General features: G+C 40.7%; 9 protein-coding genes. 4 read left to right on the plus strand and 5 right to left on the minus strand.

Going from position 1 to position 12,378, the window contains the following annotated elements:
* Positions 1–4: 4 nt before the first annotated feature.
* Complete coding sequence (locus tag QZ379_RS04860) at positions 5–1,222, plus strand: acyloxyacyl hydrolase (protein WP_291558880.1); 1,218 nt, start codon at positions 5–7, stop codon at positions 1,220–1,222.
* Positions 1,223–1,363: 141 nt separating this feature from the next.
* Entirely contained in the window at positions 1,364–2,620 is a 1,257-nt protein-coding gene (locus tag QZ379_RS04865; RefSeq protein ID WP_291558881.1) for a phosphoglycerate kinase, read from the plus strand.
* Positions 2,621–2,677: 57 nt separating this feature from the next.
* On the opposite strand, the gene QZ379_RS04870 is transcribed toward QZ379_RS04865, so the two are convergent.
* From QZ379_RS04870 to QZ379_RS04885, 4 genes are read right to left on the minus strand one after another with little or no spacing between them, the layout of a single operon-like run.
* Positions 2,678–4,291: a DUF3857 domain-containing protein gene (locus QZ379_RS04870; protein WP_291558882.1), complete on the minus strand. Its 1,614-nt coding sequence runs from the start codon at positions 4,289–4,291 to the stop codon at positions 2,678–2,680.
* A 15-nt stretch (positions 4,292–4,306) separates the two neighbouring features.
* On the minus strand, positions 4,307–6,262 hold the full coding sequence (locus QZ379_RS04875; protein ID WP_291558883.1) for a DUF3857 and transglutaminase domain-containing protein: 1,956 nt from the start codon (positions 6,260–6,262) through the stop codon (positions 4,307–4,309).
* 33 nt (positions 6,263–6,295) lie between these two features.
* Positions 6,296–7,537, minus strand: a complete 1,242-nt coding sequence (locus QZ379_RS04880) for a DcaP family trimeric outer membrane transporter (protein ID WP_291558884.1) — start codon at positions 7,535–7,537, stop codon at positions 6,296–6,298.
* An 8-nt stretch (positions 7,538–7,545) separates the two neighbouring features.
* Entirely contained in the window at positions 7,546–8,976 is a 1,431-nt protein-coding gene (locus QZ379_RS04885; protein ID WP_291558885.1) for a carbon starvation protein A, read from the minus strand.
* Between the two features lie 144 nt (positions 8,977–9,120).
* Between QZ379_RS04885 and QZ379_RS04890 the strand changes: the two genes are divergently transcribed.
* Together QZ379_RS04890 and QZ379_RS04895 are read left to right on the plus strand one after the other, a co-directional pair.
* Positions 9,121–10,791 (plus strand): family 10 glycosylhydrolase, encoded by a 1,671-nt coding sequence (locus QZ379_RS04890; RefSeq protein WP_291558886.1) that lies wholly within the window; start codon positions 9,121–9,123, stop codon positions 10,789–10,791.
* Positions 10,792–10,944: 153 nt separating this feature from the next.
* Positions 10,945–11,325, plus strand: a complete 381-nt coding sequence (locus tag QZ379_RS04895; RefSeq protein ID WP_291558888.1) for a flavodoxin family protein — start codon at positions 10,945–10,947, stop codon at positions 11,323–11,325.
* A 225-nt stretch (positions 11,326–11,550) separates the two neighbouring features.
* On the opposite strand, the gene QZ379_RS04900 is transcribed toward QZ379_RS04895, so the two are convergent.
* On the minus strand, positions 11,551–12,378 hold an 828-nt coding region (locus tag QZ379_RS04900), incomplete at its 5' end, for a transposase (RefSeq protein ID WP_291558890.1).

The following is a 12,378-nucleotide window of genomic DNA, read 5'->3' on the forward strand; positions in this document are numbered from 1 at the left end:
ATGTATGAAAAGATATATATCAACTCTGTTATTTTTATGTTTGACTTTTACAGGCATATATGCAGATGAGCAGGACAGTGTTCCGCGAAAGATAATACACGTGATAGGTTTGGACTTTAAACCGGCATATACATTCCCCATCAAAGGTTTCTTCAAAGGAGAAAATACGGCTAAGTCCCCCATTCGCACAAACCTGTCCGGACACATAAAATACGGTTTCAAATTTGCCCCAAACAGCTATATGGGCAAAATGTATCCCAACACAATACAGGGTATAGGTATAGGATACAACACATTTTATAACACTAAAGAGGTAGGAAATCCATTAGCTGTATATGTGTTTCAGACATCACAGATTGCATCTATCACCCCAAATCTTTCATTTGACTACGAATGGAACTTCGGAGCATCTTTCGGATGGAAAAAATACGATGCCGAGAAAAATCCGTATAACACTATAGTAGGCTCAAGGGCGAATGCATATATAAATTTAGGTTTCCTGCTCAACTGGCAGATTACAAATGAAGTAGCATTCAGAGCAGGAATAGGCCTCTCGCATTATTCCAACGGCAACACCAGTTATCCGAACTTTGGAGTAAATACACTCGATGGCCGTATAGGACTCAGGTGGTGTCCGCAGAACAATCCTGATTCAAGATATCAGAGGAACAACAGATTAGCTGTAACACCCAAATACGGGTTCAAGCCTTATATAAACTATGACGTTATCATATATGGTGCAACCAAAAAGAAAGGAATAATGTGGGAAGAAGGTTCCGGTACTGTTATTCCGGGTGTATTCGCAGTAGCCGGTCTGAATTTTAGCCCGATGTATAACTTCAACAAATACTTCAGGGCAGGTTTGTCGCTCGATGCGCAGTATGATGAAAGTGCAAACATAACAGACCACCTGGCCAATACAGACACACCGACAGACGACCTGAAATTTTTCCGCCCACCATTTATCGAACAGTTTTCCATGGGACTGTCCATCAGAGCAGAAGTCGTTATGCCTATATTCTCCATAAACTTGGGAATAGGAAAAAATTTCATATGCCGTGGAAAGGATACCAATTCATTTTACCAGAACTTCGTACTGAAAACAGATATAACTAGAAATGTTTTCCTGCACGTAGGATACCAGCTGTATAAATTCAAGAATCCTAACAACCTAATGTTAGGTATAGGTTACAGATTTAATGCAGACAGAAACAGATACTGACAAAATATTGAAATAGAACAATGTGAAATTATAATCCCCATGAAAATAATTATCACATTTCATTATCTGTAATATTTTTTTGCTAACTTTGCGAGCGTCTAAGAAATAAAGAAAAAACTCTTTAATTAAAATATTAAGATTATGATGACAATTGACAAATTCAACTTTGCCGGTAAAAAGGCAATCGTTCGCGTTGACTTCAACGTGCCTTTGAATGAAGAAGGTAAAATCACAGACGACACTCGTATCCGCGGTGCTCTTCCTACATTGAAAAAAATCCTTGCTGACGGTGGTGCTTTGATCATCATGTCACACATGGGTAAACCAAAAGGCAAAGTAAACGCTAAATATTCTTTGAGCCAGATTGTTGACGCTGTTTCTGCAGCTCTTGGTGTTGAAGTAAAATTCGCTCCGGACTGTGCAAAAGCTTCTGACGCTGCTGCAGCTCTTAAACCAGGTGAAGTTCTTTTGCTTGAAAACCTCCGTTTCTATCCTGAAGAAGAAGGTAAGCCGGTAGGTATCGAAAAAGAAGATCCAGCTTACGAAGATGCTAAGAAAGCAATGAAAGCTTCTCAGAAAGAATTCGCTAAGACTCTTGCTTCATACGCTGACTGCTACGTTATGGATGCATTCGGTACTGCTCACCGTAAACACGCTTCTACAGCTGTTATCGCTGACTACTTCGATGCAGACCACAAGATGTTGGGTTACCTGATGGAAAAAGAAGTTAAAGCTGTTGACAACGTATTGAAAGACATCAAACGTCCTTTCACAGCTATCATGGGTGGTTCTAAGGTTTCTACTAAGATCGGTATCATCGAAAACTTGATGGATAAAGTTGATAACCTGATTCTCTGCGGTGGTATGGCATTTACTTTCGCTAAAGCCCAGGGTGGTAAAATCGGTAACTCATTGGTAGAAGACGACAAACTTCAGTTGGCTCTTGATATCATCGAAAAAGCTAAGGCTAAAGGTGTTAACCTTGTATTAGGTTGCGACTGTATCGCTGCTGACGCTTTCGCTAACGATGCTAACACTCAGGTTTGCGACGATACAAATATTCCTGACGGATGGATGGGTCTTGATGCAGGTCCTAAGACTCGCGAAGAGTTCAAGGCTGCTATCAAGGGTGCTAAAACTATCTTGTGGAACGGTCCTGCAGGTGTATTCGAAATGGACAACTTCGCAGGTGGTTCTAAAGTAATCGCTGAAGCTATCGCTGAAGCTACTAAAGAAGGTGCATTCTCACTCATCGGTGGTGGTGACTCTGTAGCTTGTATCAACAAGTTCGGTATGGCTGACCAGGTATCATACATCTCTACAGGTGGTGGTGCTTTGCTTGAAGCTATAGAAGGTAAAATCCTTCCTGGTATCGCTGCTATCCGTGGTGACAAATAATTTGAAAATTATTTCTACCATAAAAAGAAAGGAGGCCGTTTGGTCTCCTTTTCTTTTTTATTTGAACATCAATGTGTAATTATTCATATCCTTACATTCACTCATAAGAGAATAGAACTGTCTGTAATTACTCCTTGTAATAAGTTGTTCGTCAATATTGTATGTATATGTAACTTTAACTTCATCACCTGAAAGTTCATATTCAACACTCACCTCTCCCACTTCATTCGAAACTTTCACATTTCGTTTTTCAATCCATGTCTTTCCTTCAGGAGACTTAACGTTATATTGCATTACGCAATGCAACTTATGAGGCAGTATCATATTCTCCGCTATTGACGTATTAGCCGAATAAGGATAAAGAGTTCCGACTATATGAGTATCAGGAATAGTTACAGCAATATATCCGCCAGAAAGTTCTTTACAGTTATCTTTATTCACCTCAATAGTCTTGATATTCTTTGTAGGCTTTTCAGGCTTATCTATTATCAACGAAGACTTGACTCCATTCAAATCAGTTACTAACATATAATCCTGAACGTCTGAGTACCATCCGTTAGCGTATGTATTCATCTCGCTGTCTGAAAGAACAGCTACGACACCACTTAATCCTACACTGTTCATATCGGACGCTTTTACCGAAGCTACCTTAATCTCCGCCTCAAGCCCTGCAGCCCTATGCAGTACCTTATCAAGATTTGCCAAATCGGCTCTCGAACCATACATGGAAAGAAGAACTTCCGAAGCCGGACGCACTCTGTAGCCAGCCTGACTTAACGAAACTCCGCACTGTCCTTTCATACTATATAAATATGTCATAAACTTATTTATAGCCATGCGGAGTTTATTCTTATCATCACCTGTCTCTTTCTTTATTTCAAGAATTTTGTTTTCGATGACTTTGCTGTCCCCCACCGTAAACTGCTTCTTTAGCACCTCAAGAGCAGCGGCATTACTTTCATATGTTGAAGCAGTAAATGCAGTCATCATTCCACTTGCCACCTGCTGCACAATACCAACAGAAGCGCTATAAACCGGATAAGAGTACGGACGTGGCTTTACATTCTTAAGATTATAAGATATGGTTCTTACGCCATTACTTACTTCTACAACCGGCTTAGCAGAAGAGTTGAGAAGCTCATAATTAAGCTTTTTCGATTCCGGAACATTAACCGTAAGCCTGAAATCCTCTATAGGCGAAAGCTCCTTAATCATGGTAAAAACATCCAGTTCACCACACATCGTTGCTTTAGTCTTGATAGAATAATCAAGTACAATAGTTGCTCCGAGTTCAAGTCCGGTATGAACCACTACCATCTCCTTCAGATGATTATATGCAGGAGCATCTGCCGCAAAAGAAGGCAGTACTTCCACAAAGGCATTAGCAGGAGTAACAACCTTATTTCCATCTTTCTGTATGGTATAAGATTCGTTTATCTTAAGTTCCTGAAACTCCGAATTATAAACGATGAAAGTTTCTCCATACTTGCCGTTCATTGCTGCATGGGTGTAAATCTTCAGTTCCTTATATACTCTTTCCTCCATGCTTCCATCCTGATTGAGAGTATATGTTTTATATAGTTTTCTGAAACTTGCTTCCGGAACGGAATAAACCGGAGATACTATCAAAAGCAAGCATATCAGACATATATACTGTTTTATGGTTTTCATAATCTAACGCTTTATTTATTTTCTAACTACAATATACTCACCAAAAGATTTATAGGCATTGACAGAATTACGGAAGTCATCCCAATCATCAGCTGTATAAACCCTTTTATAAAGAGAAAGTTTAGTATCAAGAATAATCTTATCCCCTGTCTGTTTAAGTATTCCAGCAAAATCGGCAGCCTCACCATCGATACTTATCTTCCTTTCTTCACCAAGCATATTATATCCTGAAGGTAAAGACAGTTTTTCCTCAACCTCTACAAGGCGTGAGCAAGAATCCTTAAATCCATACTTTCGGTCCTTAAAGTCTGTATTTATACGAAGGAAAGACAGCACCTGAGTATAAAGATTATTCATTACGAATGGTTTGAAAAACATCTCACCATCGCCTGTCATTGCATATTCAGGAATCTCATAAGTGAATGTTATGCTTATTGGTGCTTTCTGATAGTCTTTTGGAGAGCGTCCGTAGTTCACACTCTTCATGACTGCCTTTGGAGAAACATTAAGCAATTGTTTTTCCATTGTATTTCGCCATTCGCTTTGGAAACCCGTTGTAAAAATACGGCGTATATTGCTGTCGCTCTGTCCTTCGGCTGATATTGTGAATTTTCCAACCAAAGTTCCGTCAGCATTCAGTCGATTCTCGGCTTGGATGCGTACATAATGGTTTTCCGGTGCTGAAACCGGAGTCACACAAAGGTCGGAACCTTCAGGAATACCCGGCAGATAATTCTGCTGCTGTTCGGCACTGCTCCACAATTCGCGACAGAAAGGAACCCACGTAGGGTCCAGAGGCATAAGAGTACCGTTGCTTAGTTTCACCACAGCCACACAATGATTGAAATGGTCGGCCGGTATGCTTTCCACCCTACTACCGGCCATTGTCATTGCCGGATATGCCTCGAAACCTGCCATACGAAGGAATGCCACCAATGTTCCTGCTATATCCTTACATACGCCACAACGGTCTGTATAGTTCATTTTCAGGTTATGCAGTGTGAAACCTTCACCTTTTCCCATTGTAATTCCGGCATAACGGATATTGTCAGCTACCCAGTGTGTGAGAACAGCTATTTCCTCCATTTCAGATTTCTTGCCTTTTATCAGCTCGTCAACCTTCTTCTGCGCTTCAGGGATGGCATTGAAACTGCCGTAATCCTCATTTACCTTATTGAACCAGCGTGATTTTTCTTTCCAATCAGGAGTAGTTGACATCATAAGTTTAGGAGCGGCATCGAAAAGGTCTACCATATTAGGTTCCTTATCGAAAGGCGTTACATCGTCCATAGCAAATGTATATACCTTCCCTCCATCCTCATAACGCATAGATGAGGAACATTCACCCTGATAGAACTGAAACTGAAGTTCTTTTTCCATAGGCATCCCCACTCTGTAGACTTTTCTCATGGTTGGCTCTGAAACCCAGAAAGGTACAATATCATAGAACTGTCCGCGCATAGGAGGAATAAAACGAGAATCATCTTCATTCTCCGCCCCAAGAAGTGCATATGTGAAACCTTTCTTATCTATCTCATAATAGATTATATCTCCCGGTTTCAGATTATCAAGCTGTAACATAATCTGCCTTGCACCCCAGTAAATCATTCTTGCAGGTGCCGCATAATCACAGGTCTTGCTGACGTCCACTTCGGTATATGTCCCGTCCTCATGATAAACCCTGACAACTTTGAACCTTGCAGCGGCAGTCAAAGGGTCATAATCATACTTCAGAACACGGTTTATAACCACTCCCTTCAGGTTTTGTATCTTAATGGCCTTTACTACAGAGAATGCTCCCTGTCCGGTAGGCTGTACAGACACATTTGTACTGTCAAGCAAAGTGACAGATGCATAGTTTGAAAATTTGTCCGTGTCAAGCCACTTCTTATATTTGGCAAACGGACTTGCCAAAGAGTTTGCAGAGGCAACAAACAAAGATGCAAACAGAAAAAGAATTTTAGTCTTCATATTATTATTGCTTTGCAGGTTAATACTACTTTATCAGAACTGGAACATTGCAGTAAACACTATACGGTTATTCTTCACAAGATTGGTATCAAATACCTTACCCTTGGAATCATTCTTTCCATACCATGCTCCTGTCCATGAATATTCCATTCCGAATTTCCAGTTAGGAATATTGTATGTAAGTTCGGCTGTCGCGCTTGATAGCTGGTCAAGATTTGTACCTGTACCAATCAGGCTTGAAACCTCTTCCCTTGCTCCAAGATTTTTAAGATATCCGGCAAAAACACCGAAACGCAATTTGCTTCCGTAAACCATATTTACCCATGAATGAGATACTCTCAGAGGCGCATATTCCTGCTCGCCTGTACGTGCATCTACATGAGTCACTCCGTATCCGCCAACAGTACTTGTCATCGTAAGGTTTGTACTTAATAAAGTCTTTGCAGAGAATGAGAATTTATCTTTCACATATTTCACATGAGCTTCACCGGAAACACCTGTGATACGTTCGTTCACCTTATATACTCCATTGCCTGTTTCCGACTGTGTACGCGGAGTCATAGACGATACATGCACACCTGCACCAAGAATCATTCCCAAAGTTCTGTAGTCGGCTCCAAAATAGAATTCAGGCACACAACTGTTCTTAATGAAATTCTGGCTTTTAGCAGTTGCCGTAGTTCCCGGAGTATTGTTCGCAGGACCTACAGAAAGATACTGCGACTGCCATATGGCTGATGCAGTAAGTACAAATCCCTGAGTGGTAAATCTGTATCTCAACTGTGGAGCACGGCTGAAAGGCTGAAACGGAGCACCCATATTCAGATTCAGAATGTCCGGAGCAACATCACCGTAAAGAGGATGCCATGTCTGACCTACAAGCAAAGCGGATTTACCCCAGTCGAGATTGAAATATACATGACGCATACGCAACATAGAAAAGGAAGTACCTGAACCACGGAAATCAACTTCCAACTTAGCCGAAGTCTTTATCTTTCCCATCAGTTTAGGTCCGTCGATATCAATTCCCAGTCGGGAATAAAGTGTATAGAAACCACCGTTGGCAAAACTATTGAGGTCTTTTCCGTCCGAGTCCGGTGAAATATTCTTTGGATACATATAGAACAATCCGTCAACCGTTTCCGAATTGACTCTTGAGTTATAGAACAGGTCGGTACGAACCTGACCATAGAATTTGTAATCAAAACCTTTCTTTTGGGCCATCATCAACCCCGGTAAAGCCACAAAGGCCAATAAAACCAAACTTTTCTTCATCTCTATTTTTAGTGTTTAACAGATTTTCTATACCATGCCACAAACCATATTGCAGCTACTATAACACATGCCGCTCCTCCCCAATAAGATACAGCAGGCGAAAGACTGAAACCTTCCGGTGCTATCAATATATATGTAGAACATACGCATGTCATAAACAAGGCAGGAATGAGAGTAACCCAATAGTTCTTCTTATTCTTGACCAGATAGACAGTTATAGCCCAAAGTGTAAATACAGAAAGAGTCTGATTACACCATGCAAAATATCGCCAGATAATCTTGAATCCTTCTGCATTACTGAAACTGAACACAAGTAGTCCCACTGTAAGAAGGAAGATAGGAATACATATCAGCAGACGTTTTGCAATGCTGCGCTGTTCGATACCAAGGAAATCGGCAACTATAAGTCGTGCAGAACGGAGTGCCGTATCACCGCTGGTGATAGGAGCTGCCACAATCCCCAATATAGCAAGTATTCCACCGAAAGTTCCGAGCCACTGATTTGAAATATCCGTAGCCACCTTTGCACCCGAATAAGCTATACCAGTAGTCTGGTCCACAATTCCGTTTTCGTGGAAGAAATATGTTGCAGCCGCAGCCCAAATCAAGGCTACTATACCTTCCGTTACCATTGCACCATAGAATATAGGACGGCAGTGTTTTTCATTTACCATACATCTTGCCATAAGCGGCGACTGTGTAGCATGGAAACCGCTTATTGCTCCACATGCAATGGAAATGAACATCATCGGGAAGATAGGATTCTTCTCATATTTTGTTCCGAAACCGTCCCACATTTCAGGCAGTTCAGGCGACTTGACATAAAGCATTACAAGGATTCCTACAGCCATAAACAGCAGGGCAAAAGCAAACAGCGGATAGATGCGGCCTATAATTTTGTCGATAGGAAGCATTGTAGCAAGGATGTAATAAATGAATATCACTATCATCCAGAAATACATATCCATATAATCAGGAGTCATACCGGCCAATAATTCTGCCGGACCTGACACAAACACCGCACCTACGAGTATCATAAGCAACACGGTAAATATACATGCCACTTTCTTTGTTGTCAGACCGAGGTATCGTCCGATAATCTCCGGAAGACTCTCGCCCGAATTGCGGATGGAAAGCGCACCTGAAAAGAAATCGTGCACAGCTCCGGCAAATATAGTACCGAATACTATCCAAAGATAAGACGCCGTACCAAACTGTGCCCCCATTATAGCTCCGAAAATAGGGCCAAGACCGGCAATGTTAAGAAACTGAATCATAAAAATCTTCCACGTAGGAAGAGGAATAAAATCCACCCCATCGGCCATAGTTACGGCAGGAGTCTTGCGTGATGAATCCGGTTGGAAAAGTCTGTCAACATACTTTCCGTAAACCAGATAACCTACAATAAGTAATACTAAAGCTAAACTAAATGTTATCATAATATTTTTTGTTTGATTTTTATCATCTTGAGTTGCAAAAATAATGTTATTTAGTCAGAAATGAAACATAAAATCACATATTAGCACCATAAAGAAGTTTTTTTCGGCAAACTCTCACTATCTTTGCATACAAAATTCAATAATATGCAAAGAATCATAACTATTATATCCCTGTTGATAATATTTATATCAAATATTTCCGCATCCCCCAAATATGAAATAAGAGCTGCATGGATAACGACCATAGGAGGTCTTGACTGGCCTAAGACAAAAGCCACTTCCGGATATGGAATCAAGCTGCAGAAAGAAGAACTATGCAGACACTTAGACATGCTGAAAAGAGCCAATTTCAACACCGTTCTGTTTCAGACCAGACTGAGGGGCGATGTAATCTATCCTTCGATATACGAAACTTTCACAGAATCACTTACCGGAAGAACAGGTGGCAATCCGGGGTATGACCCTCTGAAATTTGCCATCGAAGAATGCCACAAGCGCGGTATGGAACTTCATGCATGGATGGTATGCATCCCGGCCGGGAATGACAGACAGGTAAAACTGCTTGGCAATAAATCTGTTGTAAAGAAAAAGCCGTCAATGTGCATCCACTTCAAAAGGGCATGGTATCTGGATCCGGGCAATCCTGAAACGTCCGGATATCTATCTGCCATGGCAAAGGAAATAGTTATGAATTATGATGTAGACGGAATCCATTTAGATTATATCAGATATCCGGAAAACGGAGAAAACTTTCCCGACACAAAGACATTCAAAAAATACGGAAAAGGAAAAAGCATTGCACAATGGCGCAGGGATAATATCACAGAAATAGTAAGAAAAATCCATAATGAAGTAAAAAAAATAAAGCCGTGGGTGAAGATAAGCAGTTCTCCTGTAGGCAAATACAACGATACACGCAGATACAGTTCAAAAGGCTGGAATGCATACAATGCCGTTTATCAGGACGCAAAGCTATGGCTGGAATCAGGCATACATGATGCAGTATTCCCTATGATGTATTTCCGCGACAATCAGTTTTATCCGTTCGCTCTCAACTGGCAGGAAAACAAACACGGCCGATGGGTAGTGCCCGGATTGGGAGTATATTTTCTCGAACATAAAGCCAAGGAATGGGATATTGACGAGATAATGAGGCAGATACATTTTATCAGACATAACAGACTGGACGGACAGGCATTCTTCAGAAACGAATTTCTGATGAAAAACACATGTGGACTAACTGACAGCCTGACACACAAATTCTACTCTTCACCGGCTGCCGTACCACCTATGACATGGCAGGACAGCATTCCCCCATCTCCACCTTGTAACGGAAATATATCATATACAACAGATGGTATTGTCTTGAAATGGGAAAAAACAGATTCATGCAAAAGAGGAGGAATATCATACAGAATATATGCATCAACGATATATCCGGTCGATACGGACAATGCCAATAACATAATTTGTCTAAAAAACAGCTGCAGCGATTTCAAATACACATCAAGCGACTGTGAAAATCTTTTCTGGGCTGTTACAAGCATTGACAGATATGGCAACGAAAGCTGTCCGCTGGAGCTGAACACTCCGGACAGTAATGAGCTATTAGTATGCGTAAACAAACTACCTGAATTCATAGAAGGAAGTTCTATTATTATAAACGACATTACGGGTATAGAGCTTTTCAGAACACAAAACAAACCTGAAGAAATAATCAAAAAGTTGAAAGAGGGAATATATAAAATACAAATTATGTTTCCTGATAAAAGAATAAGAGATATTACATTATTTATTACAGACAAACGCAAATAGATAAAACACATTACGTCATAAAGATTTGTATGTCTGTAAATTATGTAAACAATAATCATCTATTATGCAAGTTTTTACAAATAAAGTCCGCGAAACATTATCACATAAATAATTGTTTTACATTCAGAATAAAAAGAAAAACAGTTAAGTAGTATGAAACTGATAATGAGCGACATACATATCGATACACAAATTTCAGAAAGCGAGGATCTAAAATACATAGACCTCGCATCCATGAAAATAGCCAACTGTGTAGGATGCTTCGGTTGTTGGACAAGAACTCCAGGCAAATGCGTTATCCGCGACGATGCATCAAAAGTATATCCATATATTGCAAAAAGCGTCTCTGTAGTATATATCAGCAAAATAAAATACGGCAGCTACGACACTATTATGAAAACCATGATAGAACGTGCCATCCCTATCCAGCAAGCCTTTATCCGCATTCACAACGGTGAAACACACCACGTACAGCGAAACGTCCTTCCCAAAGATACTACAATCATTGCCTACGGAAGCACTGAGCCTGAATAACAGGAAATATTCCGTACACTTGTCAGTAGAAACGCCCTTAATATGAATTTCAAGAGTTACAAAATAATATTCGTGAGCGAAAAAGAAATAGAAACAACAGTTCAAAAAATATTGGGTATATGAGAAGGACTATGATTATCAACGGAAGCCCACGTGCCCCTAAATCAAATTCTAAGAAGTACTCAGAAATATTCGTGAGATATAGCCAGCAACCATGTGGTTACTTCAACATAAGCAGTTCAAATCACACGGAGCTGATTTCACAAATGAGTAATTACACAGACATATTACTTGTATTTCCCCTTTACGCCGATTCACTCCCCGTTGGCCTTGTGATTCATATTTCCTGAACTGTTCAGGCCATGACTTCCTTACACGCCTAACCTTCGCTTTCACTTTCTTGTCAGCATCCACCCCATTCAGGGCATCGTCTATCTGCCCGAGTGCCTTTTCCACTTTCTCTGGGGTAATATCCTGGTATGTAACCGGAGCTGAATCACGCAGTTCCTGTTTGGTGACAGATTCGGCATACTGCCATATCTCCTCAAGCTGTTCAGCTATTCCGGATATACGGGTATGTATGGACTTGCCCAATACAAATGTATAACGGTTGGCATTAGCCTCCATTTTAGTTCCGTCGGTACAGGCTACATCAAGACTTACAAAACCTTCTGCCACGAGGAACTTTACAATAGTAGCGAAAACGGTCTTCAGTACATCCTTCAGACGACTACTGCGGAAACGGTTGATGGTATTATGGTCAGGAGTAACATTGCCAGTAAGCCACATGAAGCGTATGTCATTACGACAGAACTCTTCGATGCGACGGCTGGAATAGATGTTACGCAAATAAGCATAGACAAGAATCTGAAGCATCATGCGTGGGTGGTATGCAGAACAACCTTTAGTGGAATACTTACGGTAAAGTTCTTCAAGGTTTATCTGTTCTATTATACGGTGAACAACCCGGACCGGATCGTTCTGGGGAATAAAATCGCCTAAACACGGAGGTAAAAGCAGATTATCGTTGGATGTGTAACTTTTAAACATTAT

Origin of the sequence: Bacteroides sp. (assembly GCF_019417265.1) — a bacterium.
Lineage (GTDB): Bacteria > Bacteroidota > Bacteroidia > Bacteroidales > Bacteroidaceae > Phocaeicola.

Excerpts from the sequence above, each read along its gene's own strand:
- QZ379_RS04860 (WP_291558880.1), top strand. The coding sequence starts at position 5 with ATGAAAAGATATATATCAACTCTGTTATTTTTATGTTTGACTTTTACA.
- QZ379_RS04865 (WP_291558881.1), top strand. The coding sequence starts at position 1,364 with ATGATGACAATTGACAAATTCAACTTTGCCGGTAAAAAGGCAATCGTT.
- QZ379_RS04870 (WP_291558882.1), bottom strand. The coding sequence starts at position 4,291 with ATGAAAACCATAAAACAGTATATATGTCTGATATGCTTGCTTTTGATA.
- QZ379_RS04875 (WP_291558883.1), bottom strand. The coding sequence starts at position 6,262 with ATGAAGACTAAAATTCTTTTTCTGTTTGCATCTTTGTTTGTTGCCTCT.
- QZ379_RS04880 (WP_291558884.1), bottom strand. The coding sequence starts at position 7,537 with ATGAAGAAAAGTTTGGTTTTATTGGCCTTTGTGGCTTTACCGGGGTTG.
- QZ379_RS04885 (WP_291558885.1), bottom strand. The coding sequence starts at position 8,976 with ATGATAACATTTAGTTTAGCTTTAGTATTACTTATTGTAGGTTATCTG.
- QZ379_RS04890 (WP_291558886.1), top strand. The coding sequence starts at position 9,121 with ATGCAAAGAATCATAACTATTATATCCCTGTTGATAATATTTATATCA.
- QZ379_RS04895 (WP_291558888.1), top strand. The coding sequence starts at position 10,945 with ATGAAACTGATAATGAGCGACATACATATCGATACACAAATTTCAGAA.